Raw genomic sequence first — 19,175 nt, 5'->3', positions numbered from 1 at the left:
CATCACTCATTCATTGAAAAGAACATTCAAAACTATTGTTGCAATGGATCTTTGACTACGATTTTGCCGGATACGATATCATCCTTGATTGCTTTAACCTTGTCGATCACTTCTTGTCCGACAAAAGCATTCAATGGAGATTCGCTGTCACGTGTAACGTACGTCAGGCCTACACCGTCTTCTTTCAAACCGTAGTTAACAGCGCCAGCTTTGAAGTTGCCTTCTACGAAATCTTTCACGGTCTCATAAGCAACCGTATCCGTTGACTTCAATTGAGACAATACGATATGTTCCGGGTCTTCAACAGTACGGTCCGTATCCTGACCGGAAGTGTAGAAGCCTTTTTCTTTGGCTGCTTCGAACACGCCGAGATCCCCTACAGCGGATGCGCCAGCGATGAAGTCAGCGCCTTTGCCGAATTGTACCAGCGCCAATTCTTTTGCTTTGGCCGGGTCATTAAATCCACCTACATAGTTCACGAGGAATTCTGCACCCGGATTCACGGATTCCAATCCAGCTTTGAAACCTTCCGTATATTTTTTGATCAATGGTACATCCATTGCTGCGATCATGCCGACTTTGTCTGTTTTGGTGGACAATCCAGCAGCTGCGCCGAGCAGGTACGCCCCTTCATATTCACGGAAACCAACGCTACGAACGTTTGGAAGATCAACGGTTGTATCTACAATCGCAAAGGACTTGTCCGGATTCTCTGCTGCAACTTTCTTCAATGCATCTTCTGCCTGGAAAGTAGCTGTAATAATCAGATCATAATTCTCGGCAACCGCAGCACGCAGATTTTGTTCAAATGCTGCCGGGTCTGTCGATTCAATCGTCTTGGTATCTACTTTGAATTCTTCGCCTGCTTTTTTGAAACCTTCATCCATCTGTACAAAGAAAGGGTTAACCCCTATTTTTTCGGGAAGTACGAGGGCCATCCGAAGAGATTTCTCCGAATCACTGCCTTGGGCGGATTGTTCGTCTTTGGAAGCCGAATTCCCACAAGCTGCCAACAAAATAGCCAACATGATGATCGATAAGACGAACGATAAACCTCTTTTCATTTTGAAAATACCCCTTTTCAACATTCTTTTTTCTTATCCTAGCGGATACTGTCGATCCTTGTCAATAAATCTTTGAGCGTATACACTCAAATAGAATATAATTGACAATTCGCTTTCTACCAAGCTTTGGAAACCGTTCTGTATCAAGCTTTTTTCCGTTGACATCCAGCGCGTCTCCGTGCTAAAGTCAATCCAATTATTATATTCTGATAGGAATTGTCAGAATTATAACCCAAAGCTGATTATTTTCCAACCCATTTTAAGGAGGCTATTCATTTGAAAAAAATCACCCAGATCACGTTGGCGGCCCTACTCGCCGCTCCGGTAACACTCGGCAGCCTTAGCTTGCCCGCTTCCGCTTCTGCAGCATCTGCAACTCCGGCTAAACCAACCACCTCACAAAGTGTCAAAGGACCGGTAGCTCAGGCGCCAGTTGCTTACACGGAAAGCGCAGCGGATTTTGCTCAATTCTTGCAAGCGAAATACAACATTCAATTGCCGCAACAGATTACCAAAGGTGATTTCATTCAAGCCATTGCAGCCATCACGGAAGCAACTCAAGCAAGTGACAGTGAAGCTAACGCTCCTGTCTTTACCGATCTGTCTTCTGGTGATTCTTCATATGATGCTGCCGTAGCCTTATACAATAATGGGGTTCTTACGGGTACAGAAGTACGTGCCAAGGATCAACTGAGCACTTATGCCGCCGTCTTCATCGCGGTGAAAGCAGCCGGATTCAAGGAACTCGCTTATACATATCCCACAGAGAAAACGGCCAAAGCACTTGCCAAAGTTGGCATTAAACCAAACCGTGTTCAGGGACAAGCCGCACAGGAGCTGGCTGCTGCGATCGATACAGGCCTGATCCCTGAAAGCCTATACCCCGCTCTCCTTAAGGGTGGCGTAGCAAGTAAAGATTTCGCTGATACTTTGCTTGGACGCGTATTGGTCAGTCAAGGGAAATACAAACATGAGATTGGGCGTTCCGGCGATGCGGACATCTATTCCAAACTGTATGCTGCATATCGCACAGCGGATCTGATCGAATCACCTGAGCTGAGAAAGATTGTGGATCAGGCCCTGCGAGATGATCTCGTAACAGGTTATAATCTGAAGGATAGCCGCTTTGATTCCAACTTTATCGATGAACTGACACTTACTTACGGCCACGATAATATTCAACATGCTGTACAGTTGGTTGGTTTGTTGCGTAGCGAAGGTATTGATGCTGATGTGCAATTCCAACCCAAGACATCTGCCTTCATTTATTTGAAGGAATGGGGCGAGCCGAAGGAAACGCCTGATTATAAAGTGACACAGATCGAGAATGGTAACTATATTGCTTCTGCGAAGGAATATGATATCCAGTTCGAGTTCAACAATGTGGCAGACAAAGTTCGCTTCAACGACATTGTGCTGAAATATGCCAAAAAGAACAGTGACAGTACATCTCCACTGATTCTCAGCTCCTGGTGGCAACCGCTGTATTATTCACCAACCGCATTGGCGAACTACCCTGTCATTTCCAATAATAAGATCGCGCTTGGCAATTACTACGCTCAGTCCTTCTCTCTGAAAGAGAATGCCAAATCCATTCGGGAAGGTTTCCTGAAGCTGGCACCTGATGCGGACATTACGACGTATGACTTCTGGGTGGACCAGCCTTTCTTCAACTATCTGAACGGTGGATCTGAATAAAATAAATTCCGTCTTCAACCGAATTAAAGCTCGTATTTTGGCACCATAAGCAGCCGTCCTTACCGAATTTCACAGGGGTTTCGACCCCTAGATTCGTGAAGGCGGTTTTTTGTTCAGCATTTTGCAAATTTCTTCTACAAAATCATTTTTCTCATGCAGGAATTACCAATATAAGGTCGAATCCTTTATGTACACAAACACGCAATCATATTGCATATCTCCGCACGAACAGGAGTTACTCCATGGTATATGACGGTATTCTACTAGGCTTGATCGTTGGATTTTTTCGGGGCGGGTTGCGGCATGGGCTCAACCAGTTTGCAGCACTCAAGCTGCGAAGTGGCTGGATTTTCCCTGTATTGCTGCTAATCCAGTTCTTTATTTTCTATCTCCAGGAACGATTCGAATGGGTGGCATCCATTAATGGATATCTCTTTGCTGCCGTCTACATTACAGGGCTCGCTTTCCTGTGGCTCAACAGACACCATACCGGTTTCATGCTCATCTGGATTGGGGTATTTCTCAATTTTGCCGTTATGGCTGTAAACGGTGGGCGCATGCCTGTTTCTGTGGAAGCCTCCGCTGTACTGGGACCCTACTATGTAGACATGCTCCGGGAAGGCGGCGCCGTATCAAAGCATTTTATGATGGATGCATCTACAAATCTGCCTTTTCTCGGTGATATCATCCCACTCTCCAGCCCTTACCCACGGACTCAGGTCATCAGCATCGGTGATGTGGTCATGAATATTGGCATATTCCTTTTTATTCAATACATGATGGTGAATCGGGACAAAAAGGCTGTGCAACCTGCTAAAACTCATCAGGCTTGAAGAAAACAGGTAGACTCCAAGGAAGGGAGGTCTTCTCCATGAAAAAATTTGAAGGTGTGAAATATTCCCGCATTGTCATCAACGCAATCATCGTGGCTTCTGTCGTTGTAGCGTTAACTTCGGGATACAAGCTGGGCGGCTAGTATCCATACCACCCAACAAGACAAACAGGCTGCCAGCGGCCTGTTTTTTCTGTCTGGATTTTTGGCAGGCAACTTGGTATGTTATACATCTATATAGTATATCCCTATAGAAGAACACCAACTATATACACATCAAGATTAGACTAAACTCAAGCAGGAGATTTTTTATGAACTTTATTCGTAACCTTATCCATAAGGCAGATCGAAGCAGTATGTATGTTATTTTGCTTAGTTGTACCGGGATCGGTGTTTTTCTATACATGAACAAGTGGTCTTACCTTCATCTAACCACGGCGGATTGGGTTATGGTCTACACCATGCTGGGTGCGGCGTTAATTCTGGATTATTTCACGTTCCAGATTCCACCCAAAGGCAATCAGCAATCCATGGATTCATCGGTATACCTTGCCTGTATATTCATGTTTGGCGGAGCTTTCAGTTTATCCGTACTGCTTCCTGTCTCCATCATCCTGTTAATCAAAGAGCGCAAGCTAACCTGGTGGAAACACATTGTTAATTTCAGCATCTACAGTCTCATGATTACGGGAGCAGCTGCCGTGTTTGAGTGGACTGGCGGGCAATCTGGAACTCTGGACGGCTATAACCTGATTCCTTATTTTGCAGCGCTCGCAGCCTACTTCATCATCAACACGATCACACTTGGCTTATTCTTTCATTTCTCAACAAAGGATGCATTACAGCAGATGAAGCGGGCATTCGTTACCGAATCCCTGCTGGTTTATCTGTGTACGCTGATTCTGGCGCTGGTCCTGACAATTCTGGTTGTGCACAATGGCGTACTTGGCCTGTTGTTGTATCTAAGTCTTAGCATTCTGCTCTCCCATGCATTCAGGCAGTTGTTCGTGATGTATCAGACGATTGAGGAAAAGGCCAACACGGATCAACGTACGGGTCTGTTCAACCATAGTTATTTCGAAAGCATGTTAGAAAGCGAACTGACTAACGCTCGAACGCAGGGAACCCCGCTCTGTCTGGGACTTATTGATATCGATGATTTCAAAAAGTATAACGATCGGTTTGGCCACCTTCAAGGTGACAGTCTGCTAGCCCTGCTGGGGGATTTTCTAATGCGAAAGACGGAAGGCACACCTGTTACCGCCTTTCGTTATGGAGGAGAAGAGTTCACTTTGCTCATGCCAGGCATGGAGTTGGACGAATCCTACAGGTTCATGAACAAGCTGCGTAAACAACTGAACGACACGCCGTTTGAAGGCGTTGAAGTGTTTCCACACGGTTGTCTCTCCTTCTCTGCTGGCGTCGCACCCTATCAGGTGGATATGTATAACAAATCCCAGCTTGTGGATCAGGCGGATAAAGCACTATATTATGCGAAGAAACAGGGCAAGAACAACGTGCACCGCCACGGCAGCAATGATGGCATGGAACACGAGATTGATCTGGTACAGGACGTTCGTGACATCGAGCAGCAGCTCAATCTGTTCAGATACAAAGATATGGATACGTTTAAACATTCCAAACGGGTCTACAAATATGCACTGGATATCAGTGAATTGCTCGCACTGGACAATGCGGAAAAACGTCGCTTCGTGCTGGGAGCACTGATTCATGACATCGGAAAACTGGAGATTCCTTGGTCCATTCTGAACAAAAAGGACAAGCTCACCGCAGAAGAATGGGAAACGATCAAAGGACATGTCACCTGGGGCAAAAAAATGGTGATCACGAACGATCGCTTCGCCGATCTGATTCCGTATATTGAACTTCACCACGAGCGCTATGATGGCAAAGGCTATCCTTACGGCCTGAAGGGTAACGAGATTCCCCGGCTCTGCCGGATGCTGACCGTGATTGACTCCTTTGATGCCATGACGACAGAGCGGCCGTATCAGGAAACCAAGAACGTGGAAGAAGCCATTCGGGAGCTACGCTCATGTTCGGGTTCACAGTTCGATCCGGAGCTTGCCGAGTTGTTCATTCAATATATTGAGAAAAGAACCGCTCAGCAACAGTTGCAGTAAAATAAACAGAACTTCTTCTATAAGCCCAGAAAAAGTAAAAGCGCTATCCCCGGTCTGATCGGAGATAGCGCCATTTTCATTTTCATGGAATGAATCGTACACCAGACAACTTCATTCTCGTGCAGATTCTACATTAAGATTTGGTATTCAGCTCATGTGAGGTCTGATGCAGCTCTTTAATCATCTGCTGCAAAAACATGTTGTCTTGGCGACTGATACCGTGCTGATTGTCTTGAACAAGCATCTGATGAATGTTCTTTTTGAGCAATTCACTGCGACGTTCCAATACTTCTTGACTCATGTTGTTGCTTCACTCCTTAACATGTTTTGTAATGAATTCACGTTCTATATTAAGTATAGAGGACCTTCTCCGATAGGGAAAACGGACTCAGCCCCCCTCAGCTGGTCACACCAACCCTCACCTAGCGTGACAATATTTCACCCCTTGTCATTCTTAGATATCCTTCTAAATACTCCCTGATCCTCCCCAGCTTTCTCCAAAGACACAGACTAGGGTCTTGGACAAGCTTGCGTTATAATGGTCCCATCCCTGTATAAATAAAGTACCTAATTAAGCTAATCCTAGATCAAAGGAGTTCTGAATTCATGTCCTATAAACAAATCAAATGGATGATTCTGCTGATCCCCACATTCACGGTTGGCATCTGGGAATACATTCGCCATCAGTTTCTGATGCCATACCTTTCGATGGATGCAGGAAACTGGTTAACACCCCTCATCGTTTACCTCGTCAGCGTGACACTGCTCAGCCGCTTGTTCCACATGCTCGAAGGTGCCAGGGCTGCTCTGGAGCAGGAACGTGCAGCAAAAGCAGCGCTGGAAGCTCGTGACCAATTGGCGCGAGAACTTCACGACGGCATATCTCAGTCTCTTTTCCTGCTGTCAGTGAAGACCGATAAAGCAGGCCGCAGTCTGGCAGGCAGCGGACATGAGCATGAGATCCAGGAGATTCAAAAAACCGTGCATGAAGTCAATACATATGTAAGGCAAGCTATTGCCCAGTTGCGTTTTGTTCCTTCCTCTACGGTAACGTCAGAAATTATTTCACTACATGCGCAGGTTGAAGTGCTCGTCAAGGAAACGGTACCTGGTGCACAGATTCATTGGGACCTCAGGGGTGTAACGTTCTCTGCCAAGGAACAAGTGGAACTGCTCGCCTGTATCCGGGAGGGACTACTGAATGTACGCAAACATGCGCAGGCTACCCGCGTTCAGGTTCATGCGGAAGGTAACCCAATTGCCTGGTTCATTTATATTCAGGATAATGGGAATGGACTAAGTGGAGATCCTCTTCATCTGAAGGATCGGTACGGACTGCGAATTACGAAGGAGCGTGCTGCCGAGATGGGTTGGTCTTTCACCCTCGATTCAAGACCGGGGCATACACGAATGATGATAGGAAAGGAGCATGCTTAATATGGAACATGTACGTGTATTGGTTGTTGATGATCATGCGCATGCGCGTGAAGCGATCTGTAGCATTTTATCCGAGGACAGCCTGTTTGAAGTGATTGGTACAGCTTCGAATGGACAGGAAGCGCTGGAACTCACCGGGCAATGGATGCCCGACCTGATCCTGATGGACGTGCAGATGCCGGGCATGGATGGGCTGGAAGCCACCCGTCAGATCAAGCTGCGATTCCCTTATGTTATTGTTGTTATGGTCACGGTATCGGATGATGTGACGTTTCTGTTCGAAGCACTGAAACAAGGCGCTCAAGGCTATTTGCTCAAAAATCTAACGCCTTCCACCTGGCTTGAATACCTGCGCGCCATCGTCAGTGACGACGCACCGCTCAGTAAGGAACTGGCCTACCGGATTTTGCAGGAGTTCCCCGCACCACGCAGTGAAGATGTGCAAGATAACCCGCTAACGGCGCGGGAACTTGAGATTCTGCAATGGGTATCCGCGGGATATACCAATCGGGAAATTGCCGATCAACTCGGTATTTCAGACCAGACGGTGAAGAATCATCTCAAAAACATTTTGCAGAAGCTCCAGCTTGAAAACCGGGTACAACTCACCCGCTACGCACTAGAGAGCGGGCTTGCAGGACGTAAACTTCGCAAATAAACATTGTTAATTCGGAGTCAATGATGCTTCCGACATAGGTGAGAAATGACATAGCATTCATGCTTTTGTCACAATTATGTAGACCAAATCGTTTTTTTATAGCCCAATGTAGTCATACGCAGTCATTTTGGACAAAGTTATAATGGGTTAGATTGTGTTTAAAGGACCATGAATGACTACAAATCTATAACCTGAGGGTGATGATTTTTTGATTTTGACAAGCTTTACCCTGAAATGGGGCAAACGGCACTGGGCATTGGTCACCTGTCTGTTGCTCGTATGTTGCCTTGTTATGCCACAGTGGGCATCTGCCCATGCTTATATTGTTAAGGCTTCGCCAGGAGAAAATGAGATCCTCGTAGCTGCTCCGGAGCGGCTGACGCTGGAGTTCAACGAATCCTTGCAGACGGCCTTTTATGATATCAAAATTACCGGCCCTGACGGCAATCAGGCAGACGATGGAAATGTAAAGATTGATGTGGATCGCCCTCATATTCTGGAGACTGGCCTGCAAGCTGGACTCGGGAACGGGACTTATGCCGTTAACTGGAAAGCTGTATCTGCCGATGGACATCCAATTCAAGGGGCGTATGTTTTCCATATCGGTGAACCATCCGGTTCTCCTGCCGGACTGAGTGATCTTACATCCGGTTCCGGTTCAACAGGTGGGCCGCTGAAATGGATTGTATCCCTGACAGACTGGATTCAGTATCTCGGATTGTCTGTCATTCTGGGGACACTTGCATTCTTACTGCTGCGAATCGCACCGACATCCATGACAAGAGAACCTATGGACGTTCCGGGCAGCTACAGATTGTTATGGATCAGCTACGCTGCTGCTTCCTTTGCCGCTCTGGTCAGCCTGCCACTGAATACGTTATATGAATCTGGCGTGGCTCTGAACGAACTAAGCTGGGCACTGATCGGAAGTGCGCTCAAGCTGACATCCTTTGGTCAGATCTGGATGTTACAAATACTCATTGTAATGCTGCTGGCCGTCACGATTCTCTCCGGATATGATCGCGATCGATCCATCCGTGCTCGCATCTGGTCTTCCTATGGCTCACTTGTGCTCGTGCTTGGATGGCTGTTCACGCATGCCATGACGGGACATCCGGCTGCGGCGGATCAACGTGCTCTCGCGATTGCCATGGACTTCGTGCATCTGATCGGTGCCGCTTTCTGGATTGGCGCACTAACTGCCATGGCGATATGTTTGCCTCCACTGGCGGATAAGCTGCCATCGAAGGTGCGAGGAGAGGTCTACTGGGTTGCTATTCGCAGGTTTACCGCCTGGGGAATTGGCGCCGTAGCCGCTCTGGTTGCTACAGGGATATACAGCAGTCTGATTATTCTACCAGCACCTGTGCTGACTTCCTTGTTCACTACAGCTTATGGCCTTGTCCTGATCGGCAAGATCGCCCTGCTTATTGTGATGCTTGTCTTCGCGTGGCGTCATGCCAGATTGGCAAGAGCAGCAACGGGAAGCAGATTATCCGGCAGCCTGAAAGCGGAACTTGCCACCGGTGCTGTCATTCTCGCTCTTGCTGCCGTACTGACACACCTGTCTCCAGGACAACCCGCTGCGGTCGGACCGTATCAGGAGACAAAGACTACAGAAGACGGCTCGGCGATCACACTTCAGGTGAGTCCCAATGTAACGGGAGAGAATCAGTTTGAAGTCGATGTGAAACGGGCAGATGGAAGTATCGTTAACGATCTGGAACAGATCACCCTGTCACTCACACATCTGGACATGGATATGGGGATCTATGAGATTACCATTCCGAAAAACGACACCGGTGTGTACAAGGCTGAAGATTACATCTCCATGCCTGGACGTTGGAATATCAAGGTACATCTCCTGACCAAGACGTTGGATGCACTGGATGCCGAATTTGAGATCGACACCGCCAAGCCATAGTTACACAACGTTTATATTGAAAAGTGACCCAATTTAAAATGAGCGTTTCTACTAACTGCAAATGTAGTGAAGGGAACGAATTTGATTTTGGAGAAGCGAAGCTGAAAGCTTTCTGAGTCTACACGAGAACGGAGAGGACAGAAATAGCGTGAAGAAGCGAGGCGTTCGCCTAAAAGCTTTCTGAAAGAAAGCTGCTTCGGAAGCATATGCTATCCCCAGATTTTCCCCTTTAAGAAAAGGGAATCAAAAAATCTGGGGATAACAGCGATTGGAAGGTTATTCTGTCATCGGAGTGCATGTGTAAACCATCTTTAGTTCAATTTATATAGTTGGATCAATAAATTCCGGGAATAACGGTCATCGAAAGAACAATTCGTAACCGAAACGGCCTTTGCAGAACGTAGACACTCATTTAAGAAAATGGGCCGAATCATATATGATAAGAACTGAGAGGGGTTATTTATTTTGAAGAAAACATCATGGATTTCCAAACTAACATCCACTATCGCAACAGGTACCGCAGCATTCATGTTATTCGCCGGATTCGCTAGCGCTCATGTTACCGTTAGCCCATCCGTTGCACAGACAAGTGCATGGCAGACGTACACGATTAAGATTCCATCCGAGAAAGAACTGCCTACAACCAAAATCACCATGAAAGTTCCGGAAGGTGTTGCATTCAAGCAATATCAACCACTGGCAGGCTGGAAAATCACCACAGAGAAGAACGATTCCAATGAAGTAACATCGATTACGTGGGAAATTGACGGCGATAACGAAGGCATTCTGGCAGGACAATTCCAGCAGTTCAACTTCGTTGCACAGAACCCTAAGGCGGAAGCTGAAATAGCTTGGGATGCCTTCCAATACTACAGTGATGGCAGCATCGTAGAATGGACAGGCCAACCAAGTGATGCCAACCCGCACAGTATCACAACGATTAGCGAAGATCCGGCTGCTGCTGGTAATGCTGCGGCAGGTGGAGGTCATGCCAACGATGGACATGATAGTGCAGGTACAGAAGGCGCCACTGGAGATAATGCAGCTACCGACGATAGCAAAGCAAACGATGACACCACGCTGGGCGATGCACTCAATGACACCGTTACAGGTGAACCAAACAACACGGATACAGACCCGGGTACGCTGAAGCTTCAACAAGCAACATTGATCGTATCCATTCTGGCCCTGATCCTGTCCTTCTTGGGGATTGCGTTGGCTACACGTCGCAAAAAACGTTAAGAACTAACTTACAGTTTTACGAAAACCTGAGAAAAATTCAGATAACAAAAAGCCTATGGCATACGGGATCAAACCCGATGTGCCGTAGGCTTTTTAGCTATCATCATTTTGATTGGCTACCCATGTTTTTTACAATCCGTGGTTAAGGCACTAATCATGCCGCTCCACGGTCACACTCTTATCCACGCTGATTACCATCCGCAATTTGGCATCAGCCTTACCACCCTTTAGCGTTCCTGATCCGTCTGGATCATGATCTCAATGTATTGCAGCAAGCTTTTCTTCTGCTGTTCAATGGATTGAATACGTCTGGACAAGCCCGCAAAAAACTCTTCAATCTGCTGTCTTGTATGATCTGCGGACTGGCCTTTCCAATCGTTCAGCCGACTGTATAGCGCCCGCGCTTCTTGCTCATCGGCTTGCAGACGGGCCAGCAGCTGTGTAAGTTCTTTTTCCGCAATCCGAAGATCATTCAATTCCACCAGCAATTGTCCACCCACTCGTGTTCCCCTCCCCTATGTACGTGATATCAACGCTAGCCACCCAGAAATCCTAATTAAAAATGAACCGGACTCTCGTCCGCCTGCCGGAAAGCATCCGCCTTCTCATCAATAAAGTTCAGGAACTGGCTGGTGTGTTTCATATGCCATGTGCCAAGCTCATGAATGGATGCGTCCAATTGGGTGACAATTGGCTCCAGTCTGCGACTGCGGCTCGTATGCAGATATTGGGCCATGCGGGTTCGCACCTGATTCAGCTCCGCATTGCACTGTTGTGCATTTTGCTTCCACCGTGAAGCGACACTTTTCAGTTCTTCCGGCGTTACCTGAATCAGACCTGAAGCTCCCCCCACTGAGCCAACACCTGCAACCATCTTGTTAGTCTGCACACCAAAGCTACGCATAACATCCGCAAGCTCCGTCATGATATTGGAAGGTTCACGGGGAGTTTTATTGATTTTCTCACCAGTGGTAGGGTCGTATAGATCATTGGAAATATAACCATTCTCGAACTGATACTGCTTCAGGTCGTGGTATTCCTTCCCACCAAAGGTGTTACCCATCTTATCTCCCATGCTCATGTTGTCATTCATGTCCTTGTAATTAGAGTTGATGTAATACATGGAACCCACATGACGATCATAGCCACCAAAGAATCCACTGGCGACAAAGTCACCCGGGTGACCAAAGTTTACGATCTGATTATCGAATCCACCCTCTTCTGCCTTACGTTTCAGTGATGGAGTCAAGCTGGATATTACAGATGGCGCACTAAAGGTTACTGCCGTCATTCCCGTATGCGCTGCTGCATACTGAGCATTTCCGCCGCCTAATGAATGCCCTGTCAGAGAGAAGTCCAAATTCTTATATTTGTTCTGCATATCCTTCGCGTAGTCTTCTGCTTCGTACATTTGATTTGGAAAAGGATTCAGCTTTTTATCAATCTGTCTATCCAGCTCACCCACCGCATTATCCAAATGAGTCAGTCCGGTGACGTCTTTTACCTTTTGAATTCCACCTGATAACCAATCGGGTGTGAAATCGGTAGATTGTTCAATTTTTCTGCCCAGTTCGGGGATCGCAATCTGACCATCCGCCAGAAAATCAGGCCCTTTACGATCCCATCCGGCACTTCCTTCTGTTCCTCGGTAAGAAATGACCGCCTGCCCCGTTTCCGGATTGTAAAAAGTCACTGCGTCAAACCCGGAATAACCGTTGCCATGCGTATCCTCAAGCACTTGCCAGCCTGGTAGATTCGCATATTCAGTACCTGCTTTGGCATTTTCATAAGCCAGTTCCGACATCAGACGGTATGTTTCATCATCAATTCTTGGTGTATCCCCCATGTTATGTTCACCTCCCAAAATTCAATACAATCTACTTGGCAAAAGGATCGTAGCCTTTCTCAATGATGGCTACCTTGATGGCAGGGCTCATTCCAAAATTTTTGATTTTTTTATCACTATAGTCATAGGAAATAGTGAACTCCTGATCCTCCTGCTCTACCACATGCCCTTCCATTGCAATCGAGTCCAGTGCCATTTCGGGTAGCAACTCCTTGCTGGTAATAACAACGTTCATCTCATACTTGTCTTTGAAATATTTGACCGCTTTCGCTTCTGCTTCTTGAAAAAGTGCCTGTTTCTCACTTTCTTTCATGTTCTGACAGCCTCCCAAAATAAAGATAGATAGCACAATTATTAAGAATACACATACCTTTTTTTGTATTGGCCTCATACCAATCACCTTCTTCTTATGATTTCAATGTATATGTGCACCCAATGAATCAGGATCATTCACCCATGCCTTCTGCTTCTGTTAACTGAATCATAGTACAAAATCAACATGACCACATCGGCTGAGAGCATCGTTTTTATGTATCTTTCTTCCTAATATGATTCATACGCGTGTTCGCGTGTATATTACCCGATTTCCTGAATTTTGCATCAGTTTAGCTTCTCGAATTTTCCATATATAACAAAAAAGCATTCTCTTCAACACATATTGTGTAGAAAAGAAAGCCTTTTGTCTTCCGTCAACATCATCCTCACTAGCCTCATCCATACTGTCTGGCCCCGGTTTCGTCCAGTTGTTCACACACGAGATCATTGTAGGATTTACACCGTCCAATCAATTCATCATGTGTTCCAGCATCCACGAGTACACCCTGATCCAGTACATATATGGTGTCCGCGCTTCGAATGGTACTGAGTCTGTGAGCAATGATAATCTGGGTGCATTTCAACATATTCAGATTATGGGCAATCGTCGCTTCTGTAACAGTATCCAAAGCACTAGTTGCCTCATCCAACAGAAGAACTTTGGGTCTGCTTACCAATGCTCGTGCGAGAGCAACACGTTGCTTCTGCCCTCCAGACAGATTCGAACCCGCTTCAGAGATCAGTGTGTTATACTTCATTGGCATCTTCTCAATATCGTCATGAATATCCGCCAGCTTCGCTGCGAACATTACATCCTCCAGCGTTGAACCCTCTGCATGTAGCCTGATGTTGTCATACACGGTGTTGTTAAACACAAAGTTATCCTGAAGCACGATACTGATCTGGCTGCGAATATCCTGCTGCTCCAGTTCTTCTACAACCACGCCGTCAAAATAGATATTACCCTGTGTGGGCGTATACAGCCCTACCAGCAATTTCGCCAAGGTACTCTTTCCTGAGCCTGATTTGCCAACCAGAGCGACCCTTTGCCCTGCTTTAATCGTAATATTAATATTTTTCAGCACATCTTCCCCGTAGTCGGTATACCTGAAACTGACCTGATCAATTGTAATATCCCCATTCAGCTTTACATCTCGGAGGGTCGGTGTTTTCTTCTTGAATTTATTACTTTCCTCGGCTTGAATGACATCATAGATTCGATCCAGCAGCGCATCCGCCATCACGAACTCGTTCAGCATCAAAGCAAGCGAGTTCAGCGGCCCCAGAAACAGCGCGGCCAGGGACTGGAATGAAACGAGCATACCAAGTGTCATATTCCCCTGCATAATCTGATATAGTCCCACCAGCAGAATGAGCATCGGAGTCATAAAACTCAGCGTATTCGTCACGGTATTTACTCTTGTCTGAAAAATAGCTTTTTCCTTGACCGTTGCGAGCTGACGCATGAATAGTGCTCTCCATTTTTCCCCGGTACGCTCTTCAATCCCAAGTGATTTGATGGTCGAGATGCCTTCCAACACTTCCGTCATGAATGATCCAGCCAAACTTTGGGCAACAATTTGGGTCTGTGTCAGTTTCTTGAATCTGCTACGTGTGTATACAAAAACAAGAATTTGAACCAGTCCAACACCAAGCAGTGTAAAAGCGATCAAACGGGACTGGATTACAATATACGTGAAGGTCACAACAATTAAAAATAGATTGATCAGCGTAGAGATCATCTTCTGGGACAAAATCTCTCGAATGGTCGTATTGCTATTAATCCGTAGCATCAAATCCCCGCGCGAACGAATTTCAAAATATTGATAAGGCAGTTTGAGCATATGAGAGACAAAGTTTGTCGTCAGTTGGGAATCCAACAATTCCTGAAGCCGTACGATGCACATATCCTTCATATAACTGAAACCGATCTGAAATAGGGTTAACAGCACAATGCTGGTGATCAGGACAGGAAATAACGAGTAGCCCTCACCGCTAGTGGCCGCATCAATCGAAACCTGCATCAAGAACGGAAAGGCCACCGAAACCAATTGTAGCCCCAGAGCAAGTAGAACGGTCCAACCAAAATATTTTTTGTTACTGCGAATCAAATCCTTGAAGTACGCCACTTTACTAATCTTTTTCTCGGACAAGGGTACAAAGCCCTCATCCGGATATACGAGCAAAAAAATACCTGAATATTTCTCCGCAAACTCCTGCGTACTGATAACCAGCCTTCCCAAAGCCGGATCAACAATAATGAAGTGCCCACTCGTCTTGATCCGCTCAAGCACGACAAAATGATTGTCCTCCCAGAAACAAATGACTGGCAGAAAATCATTGTTAAGTGATTCAACAGGCGCTTTTTTGGCTATCCCTTTCAAGTGATAGGTCTTAGCAACCTCTTTCATTTTGAGCATGGAGCTACCATCCCTGCCGTTTCCCAGCATTGCAAAACGTTCCCTCAGATCGGTGAAATCAGCTTCATAGCCATGATATGCGAGTAACATGTGCAAGCAACTGGGACCACAATCATATTGATTCATTTGCAGTTTGACAGGGATTTTGCGTTGTCTCTTCCGGCGCAGACGGAATACAGGCCGTTCAGGCATGATGTTGCCCCATATGGGATGACTGCTCCATAGTAGTCATCTGCTGCTGAGCGGACGCCGTTTCCATAGCGTATGTCTGAGCCATATCCCTTATCCCCTTGCCCTTTGGTCCTTCCATCATCAGTACTGAAGGCAGGTCACGATTGTACAGTCGGAGCAATTGATATCCAATTCCGGCAAGCCCTAGCATCAGTCCTGGGATTTGCTGACGACCCGGAATGCCGCATCTCCAATGATGGTTATCACGTCTCACCTGTGTCACAATGTAATTTGCCATCTGAACCGAGAACTCCTTCAACTCTTCATCCTGCAAGTAATCGGCTGCGAGAAGGAACAGCTCCAGATTGCCCATATCCCCATGGCAGAGCGAATAGCTAACTTCTGTAAACCCTTCTTCCATCGTCTTGGCTAACGCCCTGCGGATATCTGTCTCTATCGTATCCATAGCTCCCAATGACCTCAATTGCTGCGCTATCCCTACGCGGGCGATCCCTAGACCGGGTGCGCCATTACACCAGTACATAACATAGTGTTCTTCCGGCATGTTGCCATCGGTGAACCGCAGATCTTTCCAATTGTTTACTTCAGGGCTGTAGAGGGCTTCCTCATACTTCAGTCCTTCCATACAAGTTTCAAGATAGGCTTTGTTGCCTGTAGCACTGTATAGACGAGCCAGACTCAGACAGATACCTGCGTTGCCATGTGCAATACCGCTAAGTGGCGTTTTATTGATCGCTGACGTCACCCAAGCCATACCTTGATCCATCGGCTGGGCAAGATCCAGCAATCGGTCTGCGCATCGCACAGCCACATCCAGCGCTTTTTGCGATTGGAAGCTCGTATACATGTCCACACATGCCATCAATGTGCCCGCACAACCTGAGATCACATCCAATTGCTGATCACTATCAATCATATCGTCCAAGATATCGAGTAATTCCAGCGTATCCGGGTTGATCCCCGGCTCGGAACATACGTTAGCTTTATGCACCAGCAGATAGAGAAGCGACCCGTAGCCAGTGAACAATGAGATGTTTTTGTCGATGCTTTTGCGAATCATTTCCCAGGCAGTCTGAATGCACAGATTAACCATCTGCATATATTTGTGGTCACCTGTCTCCTGACTCAGATACAGATAGAAATAGGCAATACCGGTTACCCCGTTATATAACCCCAACTCGGAAGATTTGTAGATCAGCTTCTCGTCTGCATCCATACCCATACTGATCCATGACACCGAAAGACCTTCATCTCCCATAATAGCAATATCTTTTATGTACTCCCCAATCCTCACGGCTTCTTGCAAATATTCTTCTTTGGTCATGTGTATTTGATGTTCATTCAATATTTCCGGTCGGACGCTTTCCGTGCTTTTCTCCATGGCGAATGAGCGTTCCAGGACATATTTAGTCTGGATTGTACGCTCGGTAAACTCCCATTGCATATCCATGTCTTTGGGATTCATCGCCCGCACTTTATCCGCGGTCTGCGTTAAAATATCGGAGGAAAACACGCCGTCAATCGCTTGGTTGTCGTAGTGGTGGAACAACATTTGCTCACCGATAAACGTCTGGAACATGGGTACATCGCCATGCAATAGATCATGGCACTCATATCTCACCAGTTTTTCACGATCACGATCCTGCCGCACAATCATCCACATCATGTCGAACAACAGATTCTTATCCAACCCGTCTCTGAGATATTTCGGATGGGAACTGGCTTCAATGAGCGTAAAATACGTAACGGTCGGACGAACAATGGTACGTACAGCACAACCATGGAAGTCATTGCGGACTGTTGAGATAAATGACTCCTTTTGCTCCATAATAGCACTGTATATGCGATAGAAACCCTCCTTCAAACTTTGGATATATCGCTCAGGTTTAATGGGTGTATGTTCATATGAAGGCAAATGACTAAATCGACTCACACTCACCTTGCTTCGTTGGATTCTCATGGTATCGGTGTTTTTATCATGAATCTCATACGTATTGAGTACCTGATCCACATCCCCTGCAAGTCCGCTCAGATCACTGTGATACAAAGCGTTGGAATCCAACGTTGGTAACATGCTCGTTTTTAACACGGAATTATTCAATATCGAAAGGGTCTTCTCCAGCGCTGTATAGTGTGCCTTCTCCTCCTCATATTTGAAAGGTTGATTATGCAACAGTGATTCCAGATCGACGAAGAAGGGATGCTCGCCCTGAGCAACAATGTTCTCCATATGCATGTCTGTTGCATTAACGGCATACAAAATAGCGAGATACTGCCCCTGCCGTTCAAAAAAGCGTTCCGCTCCCTCCAGACTGGTGACTTCCTCATAGGGAATGAATTGCTGCCAGCCATATTCGGCGCGATCCAGCGATTTGGCAATACGGAAGGGTAATCCTATTCGCTGATCGTTAAACCATTGCAACAGACTGGCAAAAGCGGTGTCGATGGCCATGTTCCTAGGTTTGTACATGACATTGACCCCTTCGGCAAATGCCAACCGCAATACACTAGCTCCACCGTTATGGGAATCCCCGAGAAATACGATATCCTCCAGCTTATCCAGCTTGAAATCAAAAAAAGATTCCAGTTCACGACGATCTCTTGTCAGCCGCTCCAGAACACGCATCATATTCAGACTGATCCGAAGAGTGTGCTCGACAAGTCCTCGTGCAAGAACAGGATATTCCAGTAGTAAGGAGAGAATCTGATCCCTGGACTGCATGTTCTGGTTCACAAAGTGCAGATACCGCTGCCGGGAATCCTCACCTCTCAATTCATCTTGCAATCTCGCTTTATTTAATTCATAGATTAGTGTCTTGGCAGACATGTGGAACACTTTATCCGAGACGGTCTTCAGAACAAGCCCAGTAACACGTCGTTTGTCCAGCCATTCATATCCATCATTCAAGCCGTCCGTCATGATCTGAATGGATCGTTGCAGGAAGGGTCTAGAAAACTCAAAGAACGGGATTTCTTCCGTATTCCCCTCAATAAAATATTCGATCTCCAAATGCTCATTCTCCAGAAATGTGCTGCAGAGTTCCTGATGCCAGGGCATCTGCACAAAGTCGTACATGAAGCCTGTATCGTTAAACATAGCCTGCACCGTCTCCATATTCATGGATTCAGCCTGGAAGCGATTGGACAATAGCTCCTGGTCCTGAAAAAACTTTTCAAGCCATTTCTGCATCCTTCCCGACTCGGAAGTGTGCTCCACAGGCATGTCCCCATGCTGAACGTCAGCAGTTATATTTTTTTCATTTATATCAACAGCAATTTCCTCGCTAAATAAGAGATCATTGGGAACTTGGGCAGCATATCGCTGCACAAACTGCTTGTATTTCTCCGTTAAGTAGAGTGCATCACTCCACCGGGAGTCATGTAACCGCTCCTGTATGTTCAT

14 protein-coding genes are annotated in these 19,175 nt (G+C 46.4%); 7 read left to right on the top strand and 7 right to left on the bottom strand.

All coding sequences use genetic code 11. The features are described from left to right. Positions 1 to 32: 32 nt before the first annotated feature. Positions 33 to 1,064: a BMP family protein gene (locus MHH25_RS02280; RefSeq protein ID WP_036616691.1), complete on the bottom strand. Its 1,032-nt coding sequence runs from the start codon at positions 1,062 to 1,064 to the stop codon at positions 33 to 35. 276 nt (positions 1,065 to 1,340) lie between these two features. Between MHH25_RS02280 and MHH25_RS02275 the strand changes: the two genes are divergently transcribed. The 3 genes from MHH25_RS02275 to MHH25_RS02265 all read left to right on the top strand — a co-directional run bounded on the left by MHH25_RS02275 (position 1,341) and on the right by MHH25_RS02265 (position 5,738). Further along, entirely contained in the window at positions 1,341 to 2,762 is a 1,422-nt protein-coding gene (locus tag MHH25_RS02275; RefSeq protein ID WP_339196652.1) for a hypothetical protein, read from the top strand. A 242-nt stretch (positions 2,763 to 3,004) separates the two neighbouring features. After that, on the top strand, positions 3,005 to 3,595 hold the full coding sequence (locus MHH25_RS02270; protein WP_036616686.1) for a DUF5317 domain-containing protein: 591 nt from the start codon (positions 3,005 to 3,007) through the stop codon (positions 3,593 to 3,595). Positions 3,596 to 3,905: 310 nt separating this feature from the next. After that, positions 3,906 to 5,738 carry a diguanylate cyclase gene (locus MHH25_RS02265; RefSeq protein WP_051449905.1) on the top strand — a complete coding sequence of 611 codons (1,833 nt, stop codon included), beginning with the start codon at positions 3,906 to 3,908 and terminating at the stop codon, positions 5,736 to 5,738. Positions 5,739 to 5,871: 133 nt separating this feature from the next. Here MHH25_RS02265 and MHH25_RS02260 read toward each other — a convergent pair whose 3' ends face one another. After that, on the bottom strand, positions 5,872 to 6,039 hold the full coding sequence (locus MHH25_RS02260) for a hypothetical protein (protein ID WP_017691019.1): 168 nt from the start codon (positions 6,037 to 6,039) through the stop codon (positions 5,872 to 5,874). A gap of 305 nt (positions 6,040 to 6,344) precedes the next feature. Between MHH25_RS02260 and MHH25_RS02255 the strand changes: the two genes are divergently transcribed. From MHH25_RS02255 to MHH25_RS02240, 4 genes are all read left to right on the top strand, one after another. Further along, positions 6,345 to 7,175, top strand: a complete 831-nt coding sequence (locus MHH25_RS02255; protein WP_076319546.1) for a histidine kinase — start codon at positions 6,345 to 6,347, stop codon at positions 7,173 to 7,175. Position 7,176: 1 nt separating this feature from the next. Next, complete coding sequence (locus tag MHH25_RS02250; RefSeq protein WP_036616682.1) at positions 7,177 to 7,833, top strand: response regulator transcription factor; 657 nt, start codon at positions 7,177 to 7,179, stop codon at positions 7,831 to 7,833. Positions 7,834 to 8,041: 208 nt separating this feature from the next. Further along, on the top strand, positions 8,042 to 9,757 hold the full coding sequence (locus MHH25_RS02245) for a copper resistance protein CopC (protein ID WP_340019013.1): 1,716 nt from the start codon (positions 8,042 to 8,044) through the stop codon (positions 9,755 to 9,757). Between the two features lie 465 nt (positions 9,758 to 10,222). Further along, on the top strand, positions 10,223 to 10,999 hold the full coding sequence (locus tag MHH25_RS02240) for a YcnI family protein (RefSeq protein ID WP_036616680.1): 777 nt from the start codon (positions 10,223 to 10,225) through the stop codon (positions 10,997 to 10,999). Between the two features lie 227 nt (positions 11,000 to 11,226). On the opposite strand, the gene MHH25_RS02235 is transcribed toward MHH25_RS02240, so the two are convergent. The 5 genes from MHH25_RS02235 to MHH25_RS02215 form a co-directional block, all read right to left on the bottom strand. Next, on the bottom strand, positions 11,227 to 11,499 hold the full coding sequence (locus MHH25_RS02235) for a hypothetical protein (RefSeq protein ID WP_017691024.1): 273 nt from the start codon (positions 11,497 to 11,499) through the stop codon (positions 11,227 to 11,229). 56 nt (positions 11,500 to 11,555) lie between these two features. After that, a complete protein-coding gene (locus MHH25_RS02230) occupies positions 11,556 to 12,845 on the bottom strand; it encodes a hypothetical protein (protein WP_036616678.1) in 1,290 nt (429 codons plus the stop codon). A 31-nt stretch (positions 12,846 to 12,876) separates the two neighbouring features. Beyond that, complete coding sequence (locus MHH25_RS02225; protein WP_076319547.1) at positions 12,877 to 13,158, bottom strand: hypothetical protein; 282 nt, start codon at positions 13,156 to 13,158, stop codon at positions 12,877 to 12,879. A gap of 397 nt (positions 13,159 to 13,555) precedes the next feature. Next, positions 13,556 to 15,772, bottom strand: a complete 2,217-nt coding sequence (locus MHH25_RS02220) for a peptidase domain-containing ABC transporter (protein WP_340019011.1) — start codon at positions 15,770 to 15,772, stop codon at positions 13,556 to 13,558. After that, entirely contained in the window at positions 15,765 to 19,175 is a 3,411-nt protein-coding gene (locus MHH25_RS02215) for a type 2 lanthipeptide synthetase LanM family protein (RefSeq protein ID WP_340019010.1), read from the bottom strand. Before MHH25_RS02215 ends, MHH25_RS02220 begins: the two co-directional genes overlap by 8 nt.

It is taken from the genome of Paenibacillus sp. FSL H3-0457, assembly GCF_037981725.1.
In the GTDB taxonomy this organism is placed as follows: domain Bacteria; phylum Bacillota; class Bacilli; order Paenibacillales; family Paenibacillaceae; genus Paenibacillus; species Paenibacillus amylolyticus.
The sequence above is the reverse complement of the archived record's forward strand: the minus strand, read 5'-3'. Positions and strand labels throughout refer to the sequence as shown.